Source organism: Cyanobacterium sp. uoEpiScrs1, assembly GCF_947331815.1.
GTDB lineage: Bacteria > Cyanobacteriota > Cyanobacteriia > Cyanobacteriales > Microcystaceae > Rippkaea.
Window position 1 is genome coordinate 232,086 of record NZ_OX373462.1, and the last position, 24,682, is coordinate 256,767.

Below are 24,682 nucleotides of genomic sequence, written 5' to 3' on the forward strand. Positions count from 1 at the left end.
ATGCTAAAAACTAGTAAATTAAGTGCTGATAATGACAGTAAAATCTTAAAATTCATACTAGTAGCTTTAACTACTATAAAACACAAAGAACTTAGTAATCTTTTTTAAACAAATTCTTCACTATTACAGTATCAATAAAGTTTCAGGAAATAATAGGCTTTTCACTTTTAGAGTAAAAAAATAATGTCTTGTATAAAAATAATTAAAGTTAGTCTCTCCTCTTTTTTTTGATACTATTGCGTGATAGCATTAATAAAGTACCTATTAGTAATGGTTTATTTTTGTGATGTATTTCTGTATTAATTTATAATAGTTAATTATAGATAGACATAAGATTGTTAACAGCCTAAACTGCTAACTTTTTCTAGGAATAAATTCTGTTAATAGTAATAAACTATATTAGTTTATCATACTAGATATAATAAACTAATATATAGCAACTCATAAAATAATATTTTTAATTTTTGTGATTATACTTCCGTGACAATTAAATTAACAAATCTTATTGTATAGAGTAAACAGGAAAGTATACAAGATATATTGTTACTAAAACAACGATAGTATCTATATACCTTGGATTTATAAAAATGGTATTATTTAGGTAACTCTCTAAGTAATAAAAAGCTTAAAAATCAGGGTATACTTCTATTTAAGTTCTTTAAGTTGTTATCTAAGAAATGGATATTCCTCGTCTTCATCCTGACACACTTGAAAAAGTAAAACAACAGGTTGATATTTATGATGTAATTTCAGATTATGTTGTTCTTAAAAAAAGGGGTAAAGACTACGTAGGTTTATGCCCTTTTCATGATGAAAAAAAACCTAGTTTTAGCGTTAGTGTCAATAAACAACTTTATTATTGTTTTGGTTGCGGTCAAGGAGGCAATGCCATTAAGTTTCTTATGGAAATAGGAAAACAGTCTTTTAGTGACGTAATTTTTGACTTAGCAAAACGCTATCAAGTTCCTATCAAAACGCTTAAATCTAAACAACATAAAGAATTACAATTACAGTTATCTTTGAGAGAACAAATCTACGAAGTTCTCGCCATAACTGCTAGTTTTTACCAATACCTTCTTCATCAAGACCAAGGAAAAATCGCTCTCAATTATCTTGAAAATGAACGTAAATTAAATAAAGAAATAATACAACAATTTAAGTTAGGATATGCTCCTGAAGGTTGGCAAACTCTCTATAATTACTTAGCCGAAAAAAAACGCTATCCAATTGCTTTAATTGAAAAAGCAGGATTAATTTCTTTGCGTAAAAAAGGAAGTGGTTATTATGATAGATTCCGTAATCGTCTAATCATTCCTATTACTGATGTTCAAGGACGAGTAATTGGATTTGGAGGTCGAACTTTAAAAGATGAACAGCCAAAATATCTTAATTCTCCTGAAACAAGTTTATTTAAAAAAAATAATACTTTATTTGCTTTAGATAAAGCTAAAAATACTATTTGTTCTTTAGATAAAGTGGTGGTAGTGGAAGGATATTTTGATGCAATCACTCTTCATGCCGTAGGAATTACCAATACCGTAGCGTCTTTAGGAACAGCTTTAAGTAAAGCACAATTAAAACAATTACTCAGATATACTGACTCTAAACAAATTATCTTAAACTTTGATTCAGATCTAGCTGGAAAAAAAGCAACACAACGTGCTATCAGTAATATTGAGTCACTAATTTATTCAGGACAAGTGCAATTACGAGTCTTACACTTTAAAGACGGTAAGGATGCTGATGAATTTTTAAAATCTAATCTGAATGCAGTTGAAACTTTCCAGCAGTTAATTGATAAAGCACCTCTTTGGTTTGATTGGCAAATTCAACAATTGTTGGTCAATAAAAACCTGAAAAAAGCTGATCATTTTGAGGAAGTTGCGCAAGAAATGGTTAAATTATTAAACCGTCTAGAAAACAGCAATAAACAGATTTATTATATACATTACTGTGCTGGAATTTTAAGTCAAGGAGATGCTCTATCTTTACCATTTTACATCAGAAACTTACAAAAACAACTCAAGAAATTAAATTTACCATTTACTAAAAAAAATCTTTTATCTTCAACAATTAGTAAAAATTATTATAATGCAGATACATCCCTTCAACAAGCTGAGGAATTATTATTGAGAATTTATCTTCACTGCCCCGAATTTCGCAAAAAAATTTTAAATTTACTTAACAAAAAAGATTTAACTTTTAGTGTGTCTAAATATAGATTTTTATGGCAAAAAATATTAGAAACTGAAAAAGAAATAAACAATATATCTAACAACTTTATTTCTTTATTACAAGATAAAATTTTACAATCATCTCACTCAAAAACTCAATTTAATCATATTTTTTATCCCAATCAGAACCATCAAGAAAATATTTACAGAAGTTCCTTGCAAATTCACTGTGCATTAATATTTATGGAAAAAGCTAAACTAGAAATATATAGTAAATATTCTTATAAAAAGTATAAAGAGATTGATCCTAATACCGATTTAAAAACACGACAATATTATCTTAACGAATACTATACTAATAAGGTTAAAATCAAGCAACTTGAATCTTCACTCAACTTTTCTGATCTAGAAATTTACGGACAATATTAATATAATTAAATCTAGACAGTAATAATATTTTATATATAAAAGTTGATAGTTTATTTTTGCTACAAAAACTAGATTTATTTACTATAAATAGATCATGCACTGATTTCAGCTAAATTTTAAAATCAAATTATCATATATGGTTGCGAGTAGATTTAAATCTATATACTAGACTTTAGTGACTAATGTAGCTCATTTTAGTTTTTATTATTTGGTTTTAAATCGTATATAAAATCATATAATTACCATTTCAATACGGACTTATATCTAATGAATATTTAAATGAACATTTAAGTGTTTTTTCTATAAAATACTTGTTTTATTTTTATTTTTTTTGTAAATCTACTTAATATCTGAAGTATGGAAACGTCTATAGTTGTTTAACTCTCTTTTTGCTAAACTAATTACTTACTATTTATTTGGATAAAATATCCTTCCTAAATTTGTTTGATTATTGATAGAGGTTTAGAAAGTTGTTCCAGCACCGACAAAACAATTCTATCAGTGAAACTAAAAATGAGTTCAGTGTCTATATAATCAGGAAAGTTATGTTTATGTAAGTGAATATGAATTTAATTTCAGTTAAATCTGATATAAATGACAAAAATAGCTTAACTTTCCCAAGAATTATTGATCAATTCTGACTATCAATTACCAATTGATCTAAATGCTGTTGCATCCTTGATCGTACTAACTCATAACAGGCATCAACGTAAAGGCGATCCCTTGCTGCCTCCCTGCCATAGCGCTTGAAAATAATGGGAGGACAAACACGAGTATGAATAGTGACAGGAAGGGGTAAATTAGGAAGAGGTCCAATACCAACACCCCAAGGTAACCCTAAATAGATAGGAAATACTTCAGGATCGATATTAAACAACCAAGGTAATATCCCCCATTCGTTTAATTGCTTAGCTTGTTGATAACAATCACCCAATACTACCAAGGTTTCATGAGATCCTACAGAAATTACGGGAATAATGGGTGATTGTTCCCGTAAAGCCAATTTAAGGAAGCCTTTACGTCCAGCCAATTGGATCTTATGGCGATCTGTATAGGGACGAAACACATCTTGTGCTCCTCCTGGATAGACCAAAACACTAGCTTTCTTTTTTAAAGCTGCAATCCCCATCTTAGAATGAGCGCGAATCGCTCCTACTTGCACGGCAAGATTGGCTGCTGTTGGATTAGTGGTCCAGATAGACTGGTGCATCAACCCATAGGTTGGACGTTCAATCCCAAAACGACAGAACCAATCGTACATCATCATCGACGTATCAGGAGAAGCTAGTCCTCCATTATGAGATCCTACTAACAGTAGGGGTCCCTTTTCAGGGATATGATGCCAACCATCACTCTTTACTCGAAAATAGTATTTATGAAACCATTCCCAATAAGGCATCAGTGAAGCGATAAATTTCGGATCACGCTCGTCAAGCGACCAACCTTGTCTATACTGAGCACTGTGTTTTGTCTTCATATAACAAAAATTAATCTAAATGTCACCCATTCTAGTTTAATGAGTTGCTACACTCTTAACTTTTAAGCCAATGTTTCTAAATGATGTTGAAATGATCCCTTAAACTAATATTTAAAGATCGACTTAAGATCTACTTGCTATAATCAGCTTTTGACCCAACCTTAACAATAGGTAAATAGTATGATGGACTGGCAGGTAGTTAGTGGCGGAATTACCGCACCCAAAGGCTTTAAAGCAGCCGGAATTGCTGTGGGTTTAAAGCCTTCAGGTACTCCCGATTTAGCTCTTATTGTCTCAGAAACTGAGGCAATAGCAGCTGGTGTTTTTACTAGTTCCCAAGTTCGTGCTGCTTGTGTGGACTACTGCCGTCAACGTCTCCAATCCAAAGCTAGTAGTCGTGCCATTATGTGTAATGCTGGACAGGCAAATGCTGCTACAGGTGAACAAGGGTGGCAAGATGTCCTAGAGAGTGCATTTCTTTTAGGTAATGCACTCAATATTTCTCCAAATGAGGTACTGTTGGCCTCTACGGGAGTGATTGGTCAAAACATTCGTATGGATCGAATGCGTCAAGGCATTCCAGCTTTAGTTAATGCTCTATCTTATGCTGGGGGGGACGCCGCCGCTCAAGCAATTATTACTACCGATTCAGTCCCTAAGTCAATCGCCTTAGAAACTACCATTGATGGTCGCCCAGTCCGTATTGGTGGTATGGCTAAAGGTTCGGGGATGATCCATCCTAATATGGCTACTATGCTCTCTTTTGTTACCTGTGACGGGTTAGTAGCTACTCCCCTTTGGCAAACAATGATCACTCAAGCTGCTAACGAAAGTTTTAATCAAATTACGGTAGATGGCGACACTAGCACCAATGATTGTTTTATTGCCTTAGCAAATGGTCAGTCTCGTACCCCTACCATTACAGAAATGAGTCAAGATGCAGAAAAACTACAAGCCATGTTAAAAGAGGTTTGTCAGCATTTAGCTAAAGCAATTGCTAGGGATGGAGAAGGCGCGACTTGTTTAATTGAGGTACAAGTTTCAGGTGCGCTAGATAATGAAGGGGCACGGCATGTGGCCAGAACTATTGCTGGGTCATCATTAGTTAAATCGGCAATTTTTGGACGAGATCCCAACTGGGGACGTATAGCAGCAGCCGCAGGAAAAGCGGATGTTACTTTTCGTCAAGAAAATTTACAAATCAAATTAGGGGACTTCTTACTGTTAGAGAGTGGTCAACCTCTGGAATTTGATCGACAAAGAGCAATTAATTACCTAAAACAAGCGGCCGCAGGCGCGTATCTTGAAGAAGATACAGTTTTTATTTCAGTATGTATAGGCAATGGTCCCGGACAGGGGACTGCTTGGGGTTGTGACTTAAGCTACGATTACATCAGAATCAATTCAGAGTATATAACCTGAGATTCCTCCGAGATCAAAACTAAAGACATATAATAGATGTTTTCTAACTTTAAAATATAATGTTACCGTTCTAGTATTCTTCTATATATGCGAAACGTCTCCTATTTATTTTCCCTAAATTTATTGCTTTTTATCCCCGCACTCGTCCTGTAGGCCTGGGGGACAGAACAGGGCTCTTCCTTGAAAGGCTAGACTGAACTTTATCCTTATAGTTATTTAGTTTTTTCTGTAGCAAATGCTCGATTATTCCAGTGATCTTCCGATGTGCTATTCAAGGTTTGTACAGTACCCACAAACAACCGCACCCAGACAAAAAAGGTAGCTACAACAATCAACAGTTTTAGGGATTTGTGAGTCATGGTCATAATCATCCTCTACTTCTGCGACGAAATCTACTCATTGTTAATTTAATCAGGTGTAAGTCAGAACTTACTTCCCCTCAATAGATGAAGTTAATTTCATCCATTTGGAGGATGATTAATATACAAAAATAGTGGGCTTGTTATTCCTCCCAATTTTTAGAGAAAAAATTTCTATTCTCTAAGGGACCGAGTATTTCATTAAAATTAAGTTTAACCAGAACTTATAACTTGGCTGTTATTCTCAATATATAATCTATTATCACGGGTCAAATAATTACCTAAAAACAATAAAATTTAATAATTATTATTGCTTATTAAGTACTCAACTCTTAGAGATATTAATAAGTTAATCATCAACTTTTTAAATCAATAAGAAATAATAATTATTAAATTGAGTTTTAGATATCATCTTGAATAATTTCTATTTTAGATTTTGTTTATGATGATCAATTAATTCAAATTTTTATTTGAATATTTTTTTGTGGATGTCTTAAATAAGCAATTTTCTGTCTCTAAAAAATATAACCATTTATAGGCGAATAAACTTTTAATTCAACATAACTATGTTGCAAAATATTAATATTATATAACTAAGGTTTTAAAACTCAATATGCTATGGTTATCGTGAAATCATATAGAGTACAGAATACTTTGGCAGGATTGATAATAAGTTGAAAGTTAAATAATTATAGTCTTGTTTAAGAGGAATTTTGGGAATTTTAAAATATTGAGGGTATAGAAATATTTAAATCATTAATTTTTTTCAAATAATAGAGAGTAGCTTACATTAAAAATAACAGCCAAGTTAAATGCGAGGAATCATCATTTGTTCAATCATTTTAGCTAATTGTTGGGCACTGTTAAAAACAGCCAAACTTTCTGTTTTATTTGCCATTTTTTGAAGTTCATCGCAATCTCTTAATAATTTTAACACCGAATTTTTCAAAATTTCAGTGGTTAATTCTTCCTGGTGATAAACTAAGGCTGCACCTGCTTTCCCAATAATCTGAGCATTATAAACCTGGTGATTTTCAGCAGCAAAAGGATATGGAATTAAAATAGCTGGCGTTTTAGTAATAGCCAATTCTGTTAATATTCCTGCACCAGCTCTACTTACTGCCAGATTAGCCCGTTGTAATAACCCTGCCATATTGTCATAAAAATGTAGTGGTAAATAGTAAGGATGTTGTAGACTTTGAGTATTAGGATCATTTGTTCCTGTCAAGTGGACAATATATGCTCCTTCAGATAGCCAAGAGTTAGCGCACTTGCGGACTAAATTATTAATAGGTACTGCTCCCTGAGATCCCCCTACTACAACAATCAAGGGAACATTGTCAGGGATGGGTAAATCTAAGAGTTGAGGAGTGTAAAATTGCGATCTTACAGGAGTACTTACCCATATTGTCTCGGAATTAGGTAAATACTGCGCGGTTTCTTTAAAGCCCAAAGCCACTCCATCGCAAACTCGACTTAACAGACGAGTTACTTTTCCTGGGATAAAGTTCGATTCATGAATAATTGCTTTAATACCTGACAAACGGGCAGCTAAAATAGCAGGGGCAGCAATATATCCTCCTGTCGTGAACACCATATCAATTTTATGTTCTTTTATGATTTTTTTTACTTGAAACACTGCCTTTATCAGTCTAAATAAGACCTTTATTATTTTGATGGGATTACGATTTTGAAATCCTTCTACGTCAATAAGATGGAGAGGATAGTGAGTGGTAACCAAAGTTTGTTCTAATCGATTACGAACTCCTAACCATTCAATATGATAGTCAGGTAAGTGTTCGGCTAAGGCTAATGCCGGAAATAGATGACCGCCAGTTCCACTTGCAGCAATTAATAAACGAATCATATTAATAATGAGCGAGATTTAGATAGAGAAATTGTAGTTAAGAATAGATACGTTAAAATAAGATCGGTCCCTATGTTTTTCACGACAGGATACTTAAGGATAATACAAGCGGATGATTCAATTGCGTTGGTTCCTCTTTTTAATACTAAGTATGGGATTAAGTTTAAGTAGTATTTGTGTACCTAGTGCAGAAAGTGCTAATCTAGCCCCTAATACTTTAAAAAGCTTGATTGAAAAAATAAATGCGGCAGCTAACAACCGTGATAGTCAAAAGTTAATGGCTTTATACGGAGATCAATTTGCCACTACTGATGGGTTAACGGCTGAATCTTTTTCCAAAGCACTAATATCCTTGTGGGAAAAATACCCTGATTTAAAATACATCACTAAACTTCAGTCTTGGAATAAAATAGAAAGAGGATGGGTGGCTGAAACCTTGACTACCATTGAAGGAACTAGTGAAACATCGGGTCGAATCATTCAACTCAGAGCTACTATCAAAGCCCGTCAAACATTTCAAAATGGAAAATTATTACACCAAGAAATTTTGACGGAGCGGACAGAACTTAATTCTGGCTCAAACCCCCCCAAGGTACATATCAAACTACCTGATACAGTGCGGGTGGGAGAAAAATTTGACTTTGATGTTATTGTCCAAGAGCCACTTAATGAAGATCTCTTAGCTGGGACAGCTATTAGTGAAAAAGTAGATAATGATCGCTATTTAGAACCAGGAGTCATGGAATTGGAATTGCTGCAAGCTGGAGGATTATTTAAACGAGTCAGAGCCTCAGACAAGCCGGAAAATAGATGGCTTTCTGCCCTACTAATTCGCGAAAATGGTATGACCTTAGTGACTCAACGGGTTCGCTTTCGATAACAAAAACATGGAGGGAAAATACATTGTAATGTTTTTCCCTTTACCCTCTTAGAGATACTTTTCAATAGTGTTAGCTAAAGTCGTTTTAGGAACTGCTCCAACTACCATATCTACCCGTTGGCCATCCTTAAAAATCATTAGGGTGGGAATACTACGAATACCATACTGACTTGCGATTTGAGGGTTGTCATCGGTATTTAGTTTGACAACTTTAACTTGACCTTCGTACTGTTCAGCAATTTCTTCTACTACTGGAGCAACCATACGACAAGGACCACACCAAGGAGCCCAAAAATCCACTAGGACTGGAATATTGCTGTCTAAAACGTCGTCTTTAAACTTTTCATCTGTAACTTCAGCTGGCTTTGACATAATAAAGAATTCCTTTAATTGCTTGCGCCTCTCTAGAATACTCTAGAATTCTACCATAATGAAAACTATCTTGATTTACTTCAAACAAAGAGCATTTTTAATTTTATAAATAATTTATTTCTTTTTAACTGTAAACTTAATAATTTTTGGAACAAAAAAACATCTCTCTGTTACCTTAGATAGATAAGAAACCGCCCGAACAATGCTCGGGCGGAGTGTGGTGTGAGGAGTGAACGGAAACATTCGTCTCCGCTATATCTATTGTAAATGACAATTTGCATTTTGATACAGCTTTTCTAGTATAGTTAAGGAATTTTTTAAGAATTAAAATGTTGCCATGGCATGGTTAGGAATTTTACATTGACAAATAACGTTATATATGCACTATTATAGATGTATAAATTAATTGCTGTAAGATCAAACTACCTTAAAATTTTTCAATAACAAATGCCTTAAAAATGAAGTGACTAAATTTAAATTTAAATATTTATATTATTGTAAATAATTACAAAATAAAGTAACAGTTAATTCCAAGAGATAATTTCATTGAGATTACATATTAGTTATTACCCTATTGTTTATCCTTTATTGACTACAATCAAAAAACAACAAAAATTAACGATAAGAAGGTAAATTAGAATTGGGTTATATTTCAATCTTAATCATGTCATAGTCTCTATCTACAACGCTATTTGTCTAAATAATTGTTTTAAGATTCGGTGATGAATTTTGATATTTGAATAAACCGTGTTTAATATAACGACTATGTTTTTAGAAACTTATTGTTTGTTATTGGTTCAAACTAAGTTGTTTTGTTATCAAAAAATTATTAAATAATTCAGATAAATAATTACAGTATTTTTATCTGAACTATTTTGCTTATCTATTTTTTAGAAAAAATACCTTGTTTCATTAACATAGTATATATTTACCTTTATCTATCAATGCATAACTCCTGAACAGAAGATTTTACTTTAACTATAAACAATCATAATCATTGTTATTTGATTTCAATAAAGTCTCTCACCTAAGATATTTTGTAGATATATATTTTTAACTGTAACCCTATGACTTTTCATAATGACTTTCTTGCCCAACTTAATAGAGCACAACGTTTAGCTGTTGAACACTTTTGCGGACCTTTATTGGTAGCAGCTGGTGCTGGTTCAGGTAAAACTAGAGCTCTCACCTACAGAATTGCCTATCTAATTAGTCATCATCATGTTGAACCAGATTCTATCCTAGCTGTTACCTTTACGAACAAAGCAGCTAAAGAGATGAAGGAGAGAATTGAGAGATTATTTGCACAAGAAATGGCTGTCAAAAATTATGGACAACAGTTTGAGATTATCTCTGAATATGAACAAAAAAAACTGGTGTCGCAAGCTTATAAAACAATTACTAAAAAACTTTGGATTGGGACTTTTCATAGTTTATGTGCAAGAATTCTACGCTTTGATATTAATAAATACCAAGATGAATTAGGAAGACAATGGCAGAAAAATTTTTCAATTTTTGATGAATTAGATGTACAAAATCTAATCAAAAATATTGTGATTAATCAATTTAATTTAGATGATAAAAAATTTAATCCTCGTTCAGTCCGCTATCATATCAGTAATTTGAAAAATTTGGGATTATCTCCCGATAAATATCTTAAACAAGACTCATCTTATAAAAATCGCGTTATTGCTGAAGTTTACAATGAGTATCAGTCGCAATTAGCTGCAAATAATGCCTTGGACTTTGATGATTTGATTCTGGTCCCCGTAAGACTATTTCAACAAAACGAATCTATACTTGGCTATTGGCATAACCAATTTAAACATATATTAGTTGATGAATATCAAGATACCAATAAAATCCAATATGAACTCATTAGTTTACTAATAACTAATGGAGAAATTAAAAAAAGTAAATTAAATTGGCAAAATCGTTCTATTTTTGTCGTGGGTGATGCTGATCAATCTATTTATAGTTTTCGCATGGCAGACTTTACTATTTTGTTAAATTTTCAATCAGATTTTGGAGATGGTTTATCTGATCAGGATACCCGTACCATGATTAAATTAGAAGAAAATTATCGCTCAAGAGAAAATATATTAAAAGCAGCTAATTGTTTAATTGAAAATAATACCCAACGTATTGATAAAAGTTTGAAAGCTACACGAGGAGTAGGAGAATCTATTTATTGTTATAAGGCAGATAATGAGCAAATAGAATCAAAATTAGTTATTAATAAAATAAAGAACTTAGTAAAAGAAAATCCAGAACTAAGCTGGGGAGATTTTACAATTCTTTATCGAGTCAATGCCCAATCTCGTCCTTTTGAAGACAACTTAATTCACAACAATATTCCCTATAAAATAGTAGGAGGATTTAAATTTTATGATCGCCAAGAAATTAAAGATGCTCTAGCCTATTTACGTGTTATTGCTAATCCTGCAGATACTGTTAGTTTACTAAGAATTATTAATACTCCCCGTCGAGGAATTGGGAAAACTTCTATAGAGTCTTTGATTAAAGCTGCTCAAGAGTTAGAGATTCCTCTTTGGGAAATTATTTCTGATATGACATCCGTGAATACATTAACAGGAAGAGCAGCAAAAGCAATCAACAATTTTTCTAAAAAAATTCAATATTTTCAAGAAAGAATCACTAGCTTATCAGGGGCTGAAATCCTAGAGCAAGTAATGGAAGTTTCTGGCTATATTAATGATTTAAAACAAAAAGGAACAGAGGAAGCTGATAACCGCTTAGAAAACATTTCCGAGTTATATAATGCTGTTTTACAATTTCAAGAAGATACAGAAGACATGAACTTACAAGGATTTTTGTCAAATATTTCTCTTTCATCTGATCTTAATGATTTGAACGAAGAACAAAAAAAAGTATCTTTAATGACTCTTCATTCTGCTAAAGGTCTAGAATTTCCTATCGTATTTTTAGTTGGTTTAGAACAGGGACTATTACCTCATATTCGCAGTTTACATGATCCTCTATCCTTAGAAGAAGAACGCCGTTTGTGTTATGTTGGACTGACTCGTGCTCAGGAACAATTATTTTTAACCTATACTAGAGAACGATTTGTTTGGGGATCTAAGGAAGCTAAAAGTCCATCGCAGTTTTTAAAAGAGTTACCTTCAGATTTAATTAAAAATAATTTTTCAAAATCATTAAATTTTCATCATAATTCTAGCACCTTTAAATCTAAAATTATTCAGATACATAATCAAAAATGGTCAGTGGGAGATCATCTAATTCATCCCAATTTTGGAGTAGGAGAAATAACCCATATTTTTGGTGCCGAAAAAAAAATAAATTTGGCTATTAAATTCTCAGGGATTGGACAAAAAATAGTTAATCCAAGAGTAACGTCAATAAAAAAAATTGATTAAACTAATAATAAGTAAAGTACAATAGAATGATTAATAACTTTAGTCTATGATTGGAGTTCGTTTAACTTGTCTTCTCAATCTCAATGTCAATTGTCTCTCAACGCTGCGATAACTCTTGAGAAGATGCTACAAGAGACCACTAAACATTTGTTTGAGTATGCTGTGCGGATCCAACCTCATCATGCCAAACTATTCAGAAATAGTTTGGCATGGAACTTATTTAATTTAGATCGGAGAGGTTAGAGTTGAATATTTGCGCTTTATGGGCATTGGTTACGCATAATTAGTAGAAATTGGGTTTTATCATTATTCAATACAATTGGAGCAGGAAGCTATTATTAAAACTTAGATCAGTCAAATTGCTGGAATGCGGATGAATTTTGATTGCCGTGTGGAATCTTCAAATACACAGAAATGTTACGTGACTGGAACGGTGACTTTAATGGTAGTTGATCAAGATAAAGGCAAAATTATGTGTCATATTCCTCTTATAGTTAGGGATGCTTTGATTAATCTAATTTAACGATTTGCATTGTATTTAACTTACATTACTGGGTAATTAACGTAATAGAAGTCACTTCGGGAGAACAAAATAGTCTTCCAGGGAAGTAGGTTCCTAATCCACGATTAACATAAAGTTGATTTTTTTGAATTTGATGCCATCCTTGGGCCCATTGCCAATGTTTGACTATCCTAGAATGGGTTTTAATAAAAGGAATCCAGGAATGTAAATATTTAGGAGTATATTGATATATTTTGTCCAATAAAATTGGAGCAGGTCCTAGACAAGGAATATTAATTTGTCCTCCATGAGTATGACCTGACAACTGTAAATCTACTCGCCATCTTTGTAAAACTACTGCTGAATCTGGATTGTGAGATAATACTAAACGAGGAATATAGGATGGCAATTGATTCATGATAGGTTCTGGGTTGAATTCTTGTGACCAAAAATCAGCAAGTCCTACAATCGGTAAGTCGTCACCTAGTGGGGTAGCAATTTCATTCCAGAGAACTATAATACCAATATTAGTTAATGCTTCAGTTAGCAAATGTTTAGCCTGATGATGATAGTAATCATGGTTACCTAACACCGCATAAATTCCCATACGACTTTTGAGATATTGTAAATGCTTAGCTAATTTATCAATAGTATTAGGTTGATCTGTAATATAGTCCCCAGTCAGTAATACTAGATCAGGGTCTTCATTGTTACTTAGTTTTATTGCTTCAGTTAATAAGTCTTCCGATAAACGCAATCCATCGTAGTGTAAGTCTGAAAGCTGAGTGATTTTTGTGCCTACTAAAGATGTGGATAAATCGGTGATTGCAATATTCAAACGTTCTATTTTCAAGGGTCCAATTAGAATTGGCGATAACATTATATTTAAGAGCCTATAGAGAAGGAGAACATCGTCTATAAGATAACTGAAACATGTCCAATAAACTAGATACTTTCAATTATATATAAATAGTAAATTAACAATAATAAATGTTTATACTCACACAAATTGATACTATTTATAGTAGTTACAGTCAATTTTTATTGGTTTGAACTAATATTTGACTATCTGCCAGAGGCAACTAAATTGGTATGTAACTAAAATATCTGTATAAACCGGTTTCTGTATCCTTAATACAATTATTTTATATTGGCTTTTATTCTCATATAAAAACCTAAAACTCCAAAAAATAATAATCCCATTACTCCAGCAAGAGGATTATTATCAATTCCTGTTATCCAGGGAGATATCTTTTCCGTGTAGTCTAAGAGTTGGCCTACATTTAGGATATAAAAACCCCATACAAATCCCCCATGTAAACCAATACAAATTCCTAAACGGTTTTCATTCCCACGTTTAGCCCAAACTAAAATTAGTCCTAAGAATAATAAAGCAGGAAATTGTGGAAAAGTTCTAATAATTTCTGCCAACGGTTTAATAAAATGCAATCCAGCAAAAAGTAAAGAATTAACCCACAATACAGTTGATGATATATAATCGAATTTTAATTCTTCTAACAACCATCCTCGGAATAATAACTCTTCAGCAAATGCAATACCTAAAGCGCTTAATAATCCTTCAATAACAACCTTAACAATTCTTAGAGAAGGAATAGAAAAGTTAACCCATCCTAAAATTGATTCTATAATAAACAGGCTGACAGTAAATCCTAAGCCAAGACCTAATCCTTGTAATAATTCAAGTCCATTTTTTTTAGTTAAAACTAATCCATATTGTTTCCACCAATAAAAATTGTGATAAACTTTCCTATTCCAAATAAACAATAATCCGATAAACTCTAAATATAGAAAAACTATATTGACAACTGTTGTCAAATTTTGGTTAGACCCAAATATCAAATGGACAGGAATTGTTACGGGAATCCACAATAATAATAAGATGAAAGCAAAAATTCCTATCCGAATCGGTGCTGGGTAATAGCTAATACGAGTAAGGTTAGGTTTCAAATGACAAATGAGATTAATCGTCTGGTTCTATAGTACTAGTCAGTCCGTGATTTTTAAGAGTTTCACAATAAAACTCAGCGGGTTCTAAAGCACAGGTAATAACTAAAGCTGTCCCATTATTATGAGCCTCCATCATAATACCAACTGCTTGTGCTTGAGTCATCCCTACTATTGTTTGCGTCAGAGTCTGAACTACGTACTTCATAGAGTTAAAGTCGTCATTATGGAGTAAAACTCTATAGCGAGGGGCTGGCTTTCGAATACTTTTACTAAATGATGATCGTCTTTCGATTACTTCAGTAGACACAGAGTTCCTCCTTTCGCTGAACTACTCTTGTAAAAATTTCAATCATATAAGGACTTAGTCAATCTTACTATTCGGATATCAGGTATTAAAAATAAATCTAGACTTAAGTATATCTTACTCATCAAATAAATACTATCCACCAATCAAAACTGATTAATTTTTATATTTGTTAAGTGAGATAAGTGATAGTTTTACACAACGAAAAGTATAAGCAACATAATACTACATCTATAGTACTACTACTTCTTATCAAGTAAATTTTAAAAAATAAAAAATGTTAACTACTGTATTCTAATTTTATTAAACTTTATCTACTACCCAAAAAACAGATTAATTCTAAAAGTTAAGTTATACGTTAGAATGGAACTAGAGAGCGTTTTATAATTATTAATGACATCCGAATATCAATTTAAAGTTGATACCCTTTCGGTTTATATTTCTAAAACTGGAAAAGAATTAGCTAAAGAATCGGCAGAAATCACTCAAAAATACTTGTCAAAGGTCTTAAAAGAAAAGAAAGAGGCGAGAATAGTATTGGCAACGGGAAACTCACAGTTACAGTTTCTTGATGCTTTGATTGCCACAAAAAAGATAGATTGGAATCGTATTACCCTATTCCATCTAGATGAATATTTAGGTATTAACGAAAAACACCAAGCTAGTTTTCGTCACTATCTCCAGGAAAAAGTAGAAAAGCGAGTTTACCCAAAACGATTTCATTATATTCAAGGAAACACTTTAGAACCTATTAACGAGTGTAATCGCTATACTGAACTTCTACAAGAAAAACCTATTGACTTGTGTTGTTTAGGAGTTGGAACTAATGGACATTTAGCTTTTAATGAACCCGCTGTTGCTAAATTTGATGATGCTTATTGGGTTAAATTAGTTCGCCTAGAAAAAGAAACCCGTCAAGTACAAGTTGATCAGGGACATTTTTCTCACCTGAATGAAGTTCCTAGATATGCCATCACTCTAACTATTCCTATGATTTTATCATCTCGTAAAATTATTTGTCTTGCACTTGGAAAAAATAAAGCAAAAATTGTTAAAACGATGCTTAGAAAGCATATCGAAACCCACTGCCCTGCTTCAATTTTACGCAAACACTCTGATGCAGATTTATTTTTGGATAAAAATTCAGCTTATTTACTATAAAAAAATAGTTATGATCCTTTAAATAGTTCTGATAATCATAACTATAACTCAAAGTTTTCATTAAACCATTGACGGGTTATCGGCTGTTCAATTTCTAACCCTTCTTCTCCTAAAATTTCTAAAGGTTGTCCATCTATTGTTACCCAAACCTTGGTGTTAGGATCAAGACTAGTGGATGTATAAAGAATTTGAGCTAAACGACCTGTCATAGATGCGCTACCCCCTCCTGTAGTAAATTTCTGAGATAGATCAATTTTTACTCCTTCACTGTCTACAATAAGATTTAATAGTTCAGTTCCTTGAGGAATTGTGGTAATTTGCCCAGGTTCTGTAGAACCTGCTAGCAAACTTTCTAGAGCAGTTTGTAATATTTCTTTATTGTCAGTTGATTCATCGACAATTACTGGTCTTGCTAACAATTCAAAATGGTCACCTGTGTCATTTAACCAGTAAACTCGTCCCAGCTCTATTTTAATCTGGTCTCCAATTGTTGGACTTTCGGTAGAAATTTTAGTTAGGTCGTTAGATGTTTTTAAAGTGTTGAGTGACCACCAAGTTGCTACGCTTCCTGTCGCTAAAATAGCGACTATAATTCCACCAATAAATCCAATAGATAAACGATTTTTTTCATGATTATTATGGCGATTATCCATAGTTATCTCCTGTTATGATTTTCAATCAAGGTTTGTGGTATTTGGTAATCAGGTTACTATTTTTTAGATTCTCCCTTTTATTTTAAGGGTTCTAATCGGATAAAAGAGACAAGAGCGAGACTTTCCTCATCTATTTTTAATTTTAGTAGTCTAGTAATAATACCTTGTCTTTCTAGGATACCTAAATCAAATTGCTGAAAACGACTTAAAAATTTTTTTGATAGAGTTCTGCCATTTAATTCACCCCTTGGTTCAAGAACTTGGATTGATCGTCCATCTTTAATTTTAAATCCTGCCTCCAAACTTAGTGCTATAGTTTCATCTGTAGTTTTCTCATCAAATCTTTTTAATTGCTGTAACTTTACTTTGATTCCTAAACGATTTTTAGGTTTAAATCCAATACAAATATTTAATATCCTAAATTTGGGAACCTGTTCAGGAACTATATTATTAATAGTTTTTTGTAGTGTTTGTCTGATTTCGTCTGATTGTAGCGCTTGATTAATATCTCTTTCTTTAAGAATCAAACGTAATCCACCTTGTAATGGTTTGCGTAAAGACTTTCTAATTTCTTTAATATCTTTAGTTTGTAGATTATTAGTGTCAATATCGACGGAGTCTGTTTCTAATTCAAGAACTTCTATCCTAAAATTTTTAATGGGCTTTATTCCACGACTAGCAATACGAACTCTATCAATTTTTCCTTGAATTGATTGATAATTAGGAGTGTTATCTATTCGAACTGCTAATTCTTCAACATCATTGATTTGAGAACGAATGGCATCAGCTACAATTGTATCAACTAATAAACCGATAGGAGAAATAACTACTAAAATACTTGATAAAAATAATGTAAAAAATTCCATGTTTTTATGGTTAATTTTTATGGATAATTAATTAATTTTTAGGATTTACAATTTATGACAGTAAAACTATCAATTATTCACATTATATAATTGAATACTTCTTTTTAAAGAGAGAAAAATAGTACATACTTTCTCAGTTAATATCATAGAGTAAACTCTAGTATAAGTATTGTTCTTATAAAGAATACAGTATATAGAACATGAAGTAATTATAATTTTAAGTAGTCAAAAATTTAAGCAATTAAAGCTTTTTTAAGCTGACTATGATTTAATTTCAAGCGATAGAAGTTAAAAGTATATTTTTTGTAAAGTTTGAATGCCCCTAAAAAATTTATTTTTGCATATTGTATAAGAAACGCTAATATGTGGCAAAAAAATTCATTATATTGACTGTAACTTTATGATACTAGAGTATTTATTAAAATGTAAAAAAATACTTTATTTAATACAAAGTATTACACATAGAAGTCATTAAAATACAATTAGTATAATTATAACGAAAAACAATTGAATAATAAAAATGCGTATCTAATTATTTTTAAACTTTTACACAAATCATAATTAAGTCACGTTGACATAAGATAAGTACAGTAGTGAAATTATATTTTATTTACAATAATAATTATTTAAAAAACTTCTACGTTAGACTAAAAAAAACAAACTAATTATCTAAAAAATAAATATAGAAATTAGATATCTACCCTTTCTTGAATTACAAGTTTTCAAAAATAAGTTAGAATACGTATTTATTTCTGTTGTTAATTTTAGCAAAAGTCATTATTAATACAGTATGTGTTTACTTTTTATTTATAAAAGCTGATTTAAATAACAACTGATAATTTATTTAATATGTGTTGATAGTTTATTGCTTTATAATAATTGATATCACATTATCATAAATTTTGGAATTTAAGTGCAGCCCCAATGGGTATCATTCAAACAGCACCAGGAACACGAGATGTCTTACCAGCAGAAGTTGGATACTGGCAATATGTAGAAACCGTTACCAAGGAAATTCTTGGTAGAGCAATGTATCAAGAAATTCGCGCCCCTATTTTTGAACAGACATCGTTGTTTGAAAGAGGTATAGGAGAAGCTACTGATGTAGTGGGTAAGGAAATGTATACCTTCAAAGATAGGGGAAATCGTTTCTTAACTTTACGCCCAGAAGGGACGGCTGGTGTGGTTCGTGCTTTTTTACAAAATAATCTCTGTACCATAGGAGGGATACAAAAATTATGGTACAAAGGCCCAATGTTTCGCTATGAGCGTCCTCAAGCTGGCCGTCAACGGCAATTTAATCAAATCGGACTAGAATTATTCGGTAGTGGTGAGCCCAGGGCAGATGTGGAGGTAATTGCCTTAGCAACAGATATTCTCAAAACACTAGGGCTACAAAATTTAAAATTAGATCTTAATTCTGTTGGTAATCGCAATGATAGACAAAATTATCGAGAAGCATTGATTAACTATTTTCTTCCCTACAAAGACGAGTTGGATTCTGATTCTAGAGATCGTCTAGAAAGAAATCCTTTACGTATTTTAGATAGTAAAAATGAACGGACAAAAGAGATCAATCAAAATGCCCCCAACATTATTGAGTATTTGGGAGATGAATCTCGAAAACATTTTGACCAAGTTCAACAACTATTAACAGACTTAAATATTAATTATCTACTAAATCCTTGTCTTGTCAGGGGTTTAGATTACTATACTCATACAGCCTTTGAAATTCAATCGGAGGATCTGGGTGCACAAGCAACAGTTTGCGGGGGAGGTCGCTATGATAATTTAGTTGCTGAGTTAGGGGGACCTAATATTCCGGCTATCGGATGGGCGATTGGAATGGAACGCCTAATAATTCTATTAAAAAAAATTAAAGACATCCCAAGTACCTCCCCTGATTTCTATATCGTGTCTAAAGGCAAAAAATCCGAGGGTCAGGCTCTGATTATAGCCCAAAAGTTACGTAGGGAAGGATTAACCATAGAACTAGATCTTAGTGGCAGTGCTTTTGGGAAACAATTCAAGCGGGCTGATCGCAGTGGAGCGATCGCCTGTCTTATCTTAGGGGATATAGAAGCTGAAACTCAAACTGTTCAATTAAAATGGTTGGCTAGCAAGAAACAGATACTTTTGACCCAAGAGAAATTGATGAGTCAAGTTGGAGAACTTAAAGAACAGTTAGCCAGACACGTATAAACATACGGGCAATCATCTAGAATAAGTGGCAATGAAACCTTGAGAATTTCTAATTCAAAAAGAAGGCAGCCATCAATGGATTTCCATTTCTACGTTAACCTTTAAGATTAAGCCAGGTGTTTGTCGTCTTCTTGCTAATTCCAATTACCTCAATCGTGATCTTGAGGTTCGCATCAGTCATAAAAACCCAACTGTTGAGGACTCTGCACATAGTCCTCAACACTATTTTCGTCGTGTAAATCCACAAGGCTTGGTGATGATTTTTGCATTTAGAGAATTAAATGCTGTAATTTTCGAAATCCGCTGTCGTAGTGATATTATGTCGGAATTACTTGGTGAAACCTGGTAAAAACTCTAAAACTTTAGATTTCAAATACTGTAACTAATAAAGATTCTTTTGATGCAAAATTAACCTGTTCTAGAAATCTTATTAACGATATTCCCATAGAAGAAGGAACTACAGGTTTAATTTCTATAGAAGGAGGAACCAAATGCTTACTTCAGTCTGATCGTAATAGTAAATTAGGAATTGATAATACTTACTCCATTAACGGCTATTCTGATAATATAGCCCAGTTATATCCACATAAATCAAGAAAACTGGGACAGAAAAAAGTAGAGCCATTGATCAATAAATGTCAAATAAATTATAAACAAAATTATCCGAATTTTGTTGAACTATCTCTATCAGATAAAATAATAGCACCGACCTTTCATCTCATGTTAGACCAAGATACGTTTCAGAGAAACCCAGATGAGTCTATTACTATTTCAGGAAAAATAACAGTACAAAATCCTAGAAAAGGACTATCCTTAACGGCAAAACTCTGCTATCAACTAAGACACCCTTATAATGATGAGATAATTATTAAAATAGACTGTAGTCTAGTCGATGTAAACTTACCGTATACATTTAAACAAAGATTAGTTATCCCAAATAAGCTAGAAGATCTTCCATACCTATCAGGAGAAGTTTTACTACATTCTATGATAGAAGCTACGACGACTCGCCATCCTTTTCAGATTTATAGTAATGAACACTATCTAGTTGATTATACTATCGAATTATTTAATATTGAAAATAAATATTCTTATCAATTTAAATTCAAATTAGTAGAAAAAACAAAACCAAATTCTGTAGCGATTACATTACCAGTAACTACTAAATATAATCATAGCTTAATATAGATAATTCATAGAAATAATTAAGTCTTTCTAGTTCTCTTTCTTAAATAGTACTTTACGAAAATTAATATATTAATTGCCTTATCTAAAACATTATATAGGTATTCGTCGTAAAGACTCAGAGTGTGGAGTTTGCACTGTTTAGACTCAGCTTAATAGTTTGAAGATGACACTATCTATCATGGCAATCAAAAATACTGTTGACCTAGTCTTAAAATATTAATATTTTAAGACTAGGTCAACACTTGTTGTTCTTCATTTTTTTGTTTCTTGTTTTGTTAACTCAATTGATAAACCAAAATCTTTATCACACTCATCGTTATTGGATGGCAAAAGCACTTTTCTTTGGACAAAAAGGGGGAGAAATAGGAGAAATTCCCGTAGGGGCCGTCATTGTTGATGGTCAAGGAAATTTGATTGCTCAGACAGCTAATCGCAAAGAAACTAACCAGGATCCCACTGCTCATGCGGAAATTCTGGCCATCCGTACTGCTACTCAAATATTGCATACTTGGAATTTAAAAGACTGTACCCTCTACGTTACTCTTGAACCCTGTCCCATGTGTACCGGGGCAATTATTCAATCTCGCTTAGGGTTACTCGTTTATGGATGTGACGATCCTAAGTCAGGAGCTATCCGCACAGTACTAAATTTACCTGACAGTTACTGTTCTAACCATCGTTTAGCCGTTATTTCGGGTATTTATGAAAATGAATGTCGTCAAGGTTTACAAAAATGGTTTGCTAAACGACGACAAAAAGTTTAAAAGTCTAGCAGAAAATAACAAATTTACGATTAACAATGATTAACCCAACTTATTTATTTTTTTTAAAAGTAAATTAGTAATTAGTTTAGGAGTATTTTTATGCATCCAATAAAAGGCTATAAAGCGAAATCCAGGTCTAGAAAATTTAGCAATTAGCTTCATAATATGGTTAACAGGACGAATAGAAAACTTCTTATTGATTAAGTTTGCTGACCCAACATCATAAAGACAATCAATAATCATCTTAAAAGTTGCTTCTTCTCGTTCTATCAAATTCTCTATTAAAAGCAATATATTCCTCTTCTGTTCAGCTTCCAGTCGCTCAAATTCTGAGAGTTTAGGAAGATGTTTGGTTACTTTTATAGAATTCTGTCTATCCTGATGAGAGATTAACATAAATAATTAAATAACGAACACCTTGCAGTTACTATAAACTAGATGTAGTATTTTCACCGGAGATAATATTTTTTATTTAAACTAAACTTTTCCAAATCGCCGTTCGCGTTGTTGATAGGCTAGTAAAGCTTTATAAAATTCCTCTCGATTAAAATCCGGCCAGAGGGTTTGGGTGACGTAGATTTCAGCATAAGCTAATTGCCAAAGTAAAAAATTACTAATTCGCATCTCTCCACTGGTACGAATCAAAAGATCAGGATGAGTAATTCCTGAAGTATATAAATAGCGCTCAAATAAAGATTCATTAATTTCTTCTGGTGTTAAAAGACCTTTTTGGACTTGAATAGCAATCGTTTGACAAGCCTGGATAATCTCCTGACGGCCACCATAATTGGTGGCCACTGTAAATTGGATTCCTGTATTGTCCTGAGTATCGTTCATAGAACGGTTTATTTCTAATTGTAATGAAGGAGGAAGAACCTCTAAATTGCCTACAAAAGAGATTCTAACGTTTTCTTCCATCATTTCTCGCAGTTCACGACGTAATACCCGTTCAAATAGAGTCATCAAAAATTTTACTTCTTCAAGAGGCCTTCCCCAATTCTCTGTAGAAAAAGCATAAGCGGTTAATGCAGGGATTCTCCAGTCACGACAACAACGAAGTAAATCTTTAAGGGTATCCACGCCTCGCTGGTGCCCCATCATACGAGGAAGACCACGAAGTTTAGCCCAGCGTCCATTACCATCCATTATTATCGCTACGTGTTTAGGAAGACGAATTTGATCGAGATCGGTCGGTAAATCCTTTGAGACAATGAGTTTAAGAGTCATTTCTTAATTATCTAGCAATTTATTGTATGGGACTGATTCTACTTCCCCGTACTTTAGAAAACCTTTTAAAAGGTGTGTCTATGGTATTTATATGGAAGAAATTATCTTTTATTATTAATCTGCTTTCTGCCATATTGTCGACTATTTTAGTCTAATCTAGTCTGTATATTTACTCTAATGGCAATAGGGATTACTTTAAATTAGCTCATAAGGTTTTTCCATAGTATGTTACCATAGCGGCTAAACATAATAGCTAAAATTTTTGACTAACAAATATTGTTTTGTTTGACTTGTCATGTAATGACAAAAGTTTATATTTAAAGTTTTATTATTAATAATATTTTTGTTAAAAGTTAAAATAACTACGTGGATAGTATTATGGCAAATTTTACCAATAGCTAAAGCTATTTCATATTTATTTTTAATATTTAAACTAAACTAATTTACTATAGTAGTTATTTATTTTTAGATAAGATCTGAATATTTTTCTCAACTAGCATCAATCTAACTCTAGATTTATATAAATAAAATATATATTGTGTCTGGATTTTTTTAGAACAGCATATTTTTATCATTTAATATTTTTTATTTCATATTTATGCCTTTGCCTTTGCCCTAAAAATATATCAGTTTTTAAAATGGATTTATTATGTTTTTAAGTAGGTTTATTTGTTAATCTTAATTTGAACCTCTATAGTTATTTTTTATATAATTTGTAAATTTAATTTTTTTATTGTTGTATATAAAAATAAAAGACTACTTTTATTGTGATTCATTATTTTTTGTACTTTACAATAATGTGCTTTTTAGGAAAAGTACTTTTAACATAATTTTATAAATAGTAAAAGTCAATAATATATTTAAACTTTATTTGTATATAAATTATTTCTTGTTATTATAAATAGGTAAGTGTACATTTATAGTAAAATTTAGTCTGAAATAGCTAGAACCAAGCAAGTAAATATTAGTTGCTCATATAACAATAATTAATATTGTCAATATTCAGGTTAAAAAAACTAGAATTAAATTTAATAAAATATATCCCTAGTTCTCTAAAGACCTTACTTTAAGAGAACTATAATAGCTTGTTATAAACAATTATTCTGAGTATCAGAACTATGAAATAAAATCAGTTAATTGGTATTAACAGTAAAAAGTATATGGATTAAATTAAATAAATTATACAATAAGAATTTTAAGTGTAGTTTTAAATAACTTATTATTTATTCTAAATAAGAAACAGTATAGGCAGTAGTATACCACTAATGATACAGTAAATCAAAGCTAATTAAAAGAAATGCTTATACATTATACTTGGCAAGTAAATTAATTTTTAATTTACTTGTTTATTAACCTGACATTTTTTGTCCAATTTAAGATAGTTAGTTCTATACAACCATGACAATAAAACTCCTCAGTTTATATAATTGGCACTATATGCTAGTATTTATTTACACTTATTATTTGAC

General features: G+C 32.0%; 21 protein-coding genes. 10 read left to right on the forward strand and 11 right to left on the reverse strand.

All coding sequences use genetic code 11. The features are described from left to right. Window positions 1-677: 677 nt before the first annotated feature. Complete coding sequence (gene dnaG, locus OXU93_RS00780; RefSeq protein WP_267383935.1) at window positions 678-2,603, forward strand: DNA primase; 1,926 nt, start codon at window positions 678-680, stop codon at window positions 2,601-2,603. Between the two features lie 631 nt (window positions 2,604-3,234). Here dnaG and OXU93_RS00785 read toward each other — a convergent pair. After that, window positions 3,235-4,080: a lysophospholipid acyltransferase family protein gene (locus OXU93_RS00785; protein WP_267383936.1), complete on the reverse strand. Its 846-nt coding sequence runs from the start codon at window positions 4,078-4,080 to the stop codon at window positions 3,235-3,237. A gap of 180 nt (window positions 4,081-4,260) precedes the next feature. Here OXU93_RS00785 and argJ point away from each other — a divergent pair, with 180 nt between their 5' ends. Further along, window positions 4,261-5,502 carry a bifunctional ornithine acetyltransferase/N-acetylglutamate synthase gene (gene argJ, locus OXU93_RS00790; protein WP_267383937.1) on the forward strand — a complete coding sequence of 414 codons (1,242 nt, stop codon included), beginning with the start codon at window positions 4,261-4,263 and terminating at the stop codon, window positions 5,500-5,502. Window positions 5,503-5,714: 212 nt separating this feature from the next. On the opposite strand, the gene OXU93_RS00795 is transcribed toward argJ, so the two are convergent. Both OXU93_RS00795 and murG read right to left on the reverse strand, forming a co-directional pair. Continuing rightward, window positions 5,715-5,867: a hypothetical protein gene (locus tag OXU93_RS00795; protein ID WP_267383938.1), complete on the reverse strand. Its 153-nt coding sequence runs from the start codon at window positions 5,865-5,867 to the stop codon at window positions 5,715-5,717. Between the two features lie 802 nt (window positions 5,868-6,669). Continuing rightward, window positions 6,670-7,728, reverse strand: coding sequence for an undecaprenyldiphospho-muramoylpentapeptide beta-N-acetylglucosaminyltransferase (murG, locus tag OXU93_RS00800; RefSeq protein WP_267383939.1), 1,059 nt, complete (start codon window positions 7,726-7,728; stop codon window positions 6,670-6,672). A gap of 112 nt (window positions 7,729-7,840) precedes the next feature. Between murG and OXU93_RS00805 the strand changes: the two genes are divergently transcribed. After that, window positions 7,841-8,608, forward strand: a complete 768-nt coding sequence (locus tag OXU93_RS00805) for a nuclear transport factor 2 family protein (protein ID WP_267383940.1) — start codon at window positions 7,841-7,843, stop codon at window positions 8,606-8,608. A 48-nt stretch (window positions 8,609-8,656) separates the two neighbouring features. Here the strand turns inward: OXU93_RS00805 and trxA are convergent, their stop codons facing one another. Next, window positions 8,657-8,980 (reverse strand): thioredoxin, encoded by a 324-nt coding sequence (trxA, locus tag OXU93_RS00810; RefSeq protein ID WP_267383941.1) that lies wholly within the window; start codon window positions 8,978-8,980, stop codon window positions 8,657-8,659. A gap of 1,067 nt (window positions 8,981-10,047) precedes the next feature. Here trxA and pcrA point away from each other — a divergent pair. From pcrA to OXU93_RS00825, 3 genes are all read left to right on the forward strand, one after another. Beyond that, the gene (gene pcrA / locus OXU93_RS00815) at window positions 10,048-12,378 is read left to right on the forward strand and encodes a DNA helicase PcrA (protein WP_267383942.1); all 2,331 of its coding nucleotides are present in this window, start codon (window positions 10,048-10,050) and stop codon (window positions 12,376-12,378) included. A 66-nt stretch (window positions 12,379-12,444) separates the two neighbouring features. Further along, window positions 12,445-12,621, forward strand: coding sequence for a hypothetical protein (locus OXU93_RS00820; protein ID WP_267383943.1), 177 nt, complete (start codon window positions 12,445-12,447; stop codon window positions 12,619-12,621). 124 nt (window positions 12,622-12,745) lie between these two features. Continuing rightward, on the forward strand, window positions 12,746-12,901 hold the full coding sequence (locus OXU93_RS00825; protein ID WP_267383944.1) for a hypothetical protein: 156 nt from the start codon (window positions 12,746-12,748) through the stop codon (window positions 12,899-12,901). A 25-nt stretch (window positions 12,902-12,926) separates the two neighbouring features. On the opposite strand, the gene OXU93_RS00830 is transcribed toward OXU93_RS00825, so the two are convergent. From OXU93_RS00830 to clpS, 3 genes are all read right to left on the reverse strand, one after another. Next, window positions 12,927-13,760 carry a metallophosphoesterase gene (locus tag OXU93_RS00830; protein WP_267383945.1) on the reverse strand — a complete coding sequence of 278 codons (834 nt, stop codon included), beginning with the start codon at window positions 13,758-13,760 and terminating at the stop codon, window positions 12,927-12,929. A 260-nt stretch (window positions 13,761-14,020) separates the two neighbouring features. Continuing rightward, a complete protein-coding gene (locus OXU93_RS00835) occupies window positions 14,021-14,848 on the reverse strand; it encodes a CPBP family intramembrane glutamic endopeptidase (protein WP_267383946.1) in 828 nt (275 codons plus the stop codon). A gap of 13 nt (window positions 14,849-14,861) precedes the next feature. Continuing rightward, window positions 14,862-15,155, reverse strand: a complete 294-nt coding sequence (gene clpS / locus OXU93_RS00840; RefSeq protein ID WP_267383947.1) for an ATP-dependent Clp protease adapter ClpS — start codon at window positions 15,153-15,155, stop codon at window positions 14,862-14,864. Between the two features lie 390 nt (window positions 15,156-15,545). Here clpS and OXU93_RS00845 point away from each other — a divergent pair, with 390 nt between their 5' ends. Further along, entirely contained in the window at window positions 15,546-16,313 is a 768-nt protein-coding gene (locus tag OXU93_RS00845; protein WP_267383948.1) for a glucosamine-6-phosphate deaminase, read from the forward strand. Window positions 16,314-16,354: 41 nt separating this feature from the next. Here OXU93_RS00845 and OXU93_RS00850 read toward each other — a convergent pair whose 3' ends face one another. Then, entirely contained in the window at window positions 16,355-16,966 is a 612-nt protein-coding gene (locus OXU93_RS00850) for a GerMN domain-containing protein (RefSeq protein WP_267383949.1), read from the reverse strand. Window positions 16,967-17,043: 77 nt separating this feature from the next. After that, window positions 17,044-17,832 (reverse strand): DUF2993 domain-containing protein, encoded by a 789-nt coding sequence (locus tag OXU93_RS00855; RefSeq protein WP_267383950.1) that lies wholly within the window; start codon window positions 17,830-17,832, stop codon window positions 17,044-17,046. A 924-nt stretch (window positions 17,833-18,756) separates the two neighbouring features. Between OXU93_RS00855 and hisS the strand changes: the two genes are divergently transcribed. From hisS to OXU93_RS00870, 3 genes are all read left to right on the forward strand, one after another. Further along, window positions 18,757-20,034 (forward strand): histidine--tRNA ligase, encoded by a 1,278-nt coding sequence (hisS, locus tag OXU93_RS00860; RefSeq protein WP_267383951.1) that lies wholly within the window; start codon window positions 18,757-18,759, stop codon window positions 20,032-20,034. Window positions 20,035-20,754: 720 nt separating this feature from the next. Next, window positions 20,755-21,222: a hypothetical protein gene (locus tag OXU93_RS00865; protein WP_267383952.1), complete on the forward strand. Its 468-nt coding sequence runs from the start codon at window positions 20,755-20,757 to the stop codon at window positions 21,220-21,222. Between the two features lie 272 nt (window positions 21,223-21,494). Next, entirely contained in the window at window positions 21,495-21,986 is a 492-nt protein-coding gene (locus OXU93_RS00870) for a nucleoside deaminase (RefSeq protein ID WP_416378772.1), read from the forward strand. A gap of 39 nt (window positions 21,987-22,025) precedes the next feature. Here the strand turns inward: OXU93_RS00870 and OXU93_RS00875 are convergent, their stop codons facing one another. Then, a complete protein-coding gene (locus OXU93_RS00875; protein ID WP_267383954.1) occupies window positions 22,026-22,382 on the reverse strand; it encodes a hypothetical protein in 357 nt (118 codons plus the stop codon). 81 nt (window positions 22,383-22,463) lie between these two features. After that, window positions 22,464-23,213 carry a polyprenyl diphosphate synthase gene (gene uppS / locus OXU93_RS00880; protein WP_267383955.1) on the reverse strand — a complete coding sequence of 250 codons (750 nt, stop codon included), beginning with the start codon at window positions 23,211-23,213 and terminating at the stop codon, window positions 22,464-22,466. Between the last annotated feature and the right edge of the window lie 1,469 nt (window positions 23,214-24,682).

Excerpts from the sequence above, each read along its gene's own strand:
- dnaG (WP_267383935.1), top strand. The coding sequence starts at position 678 with ATGGATATTCCTCGTCTTCATCCTGACACACTTGAAAAAGTAAAACAA.
- OXU93_RS00785 (WP_267383936.1), bottom strand. The coding sequence starts at position 4,080 with ATGAAGACAAAACACAGTGCTCAGTATAGACAAGGTTGGTCGCTTGAC.
- argJ (WP_267383937.1), top strand. The coding sequence starts at position 4,261 with ATGATGGACTGGCAGGTAGTTAGTGGCGGAATTACCGCACCCAAAGGC.
- OXU93_RS00795 (WP_267383938.1), bottom strand. The coding sequence starts at position 5,867 with ATGACCATGACTCACAAATCCCTAAAACTGTTGATTGTTGTAGCTACC.
- murG (WP_267383939.1), bottom strand. The coding sequence starts at position 7,728 with ATGATTCGTTTATTAATTGCTGCAAGTGGAACTGGCGGTCATCTATTT.
- OXU93_RS00805 (WP_267383940.1), top strand. The coding sequence starts at position 7,841 with ATGATTCAATTGCGTTGGTTCCTCTTTTTAATACTAAGTATGGGATTA.
- trxA (WP_267383941.1), bottom strand. The coding sequence starts at position 8,980 with ATGTCAAAGCCAGCTGAAGTTACAGATGAAAAGTTTAAAGACGACGTT.
- pcrA (WP_267383942.1), top strand. The coding sequence starts at position 10,048 with ATGACTTTTCATAATGACTTTCTTGCCCAACTTAATAGAGCACAACGT.
- OXU93_RS00825 (WP_267383944.1), top strand. The coding sequence starts at position 12,746 with ATGCGGATGAATTTTGATTGCCGTGTGGAATCTTCAAATACACAGAAA.
- OXU93_RS00830 (WP_267383945.1), bottom strand. The coding sequence starts at position 13,760 with ATGTTATCGCCAATTCTAATTGGACCCTTGAAAATAGAACGTTTGAAT.
- OXU93_RS00845 (WP_267383948.1), top strand. The coding sequence starts at position 15,546 with ATGACATCCGAATATCAATTTAAAGTTGATACCCTTTCGGTTTATATT.
- OXU93_RS00850 (WP_267383949.1), bottom strand. The coding sequence starts at position 16,966 with ATGGATAATCGCCATAATAATCATGAAAAAAATCGTTTATCTATTGGA.
- OXU93_RS00855 (WP_267383950.1), bottom strand. The coding sequence starts at position 17,832 with ATGGAATTTTTTACATTATTTTTATCAAGTATTTTAGTAGTTATTTCT.
- hisS (WP_267383951.1), top strand. The coding sequence starts at position 18,757 with ATGGGTATCATTCAAACAGCACCAGGAACACGAGATGTCTTACCAGCA.
- OXU93_RS00865 (WP_267383952.1), top strand. The coding sequence starts at position 20,755 with ATGTTAGACCAAGATACGTTTCAGAGAAACCCAGATGAGTCTATTACT.
- OXU93_RS00875 (WP_267383954.1), bottom strand. The coding sequence starts at position 22,382 with ATGTTAATCTCTCATCAGGATAGACAGAATTCTATAAAAGTAACCAAA.
- uppS (WP_267383955.1), bottom strand. The coding sequence starts at position 23,213 with ATGACTCTTAAACTCATTGTCTCAAAGGATTTACCGACCGATCTCGAT.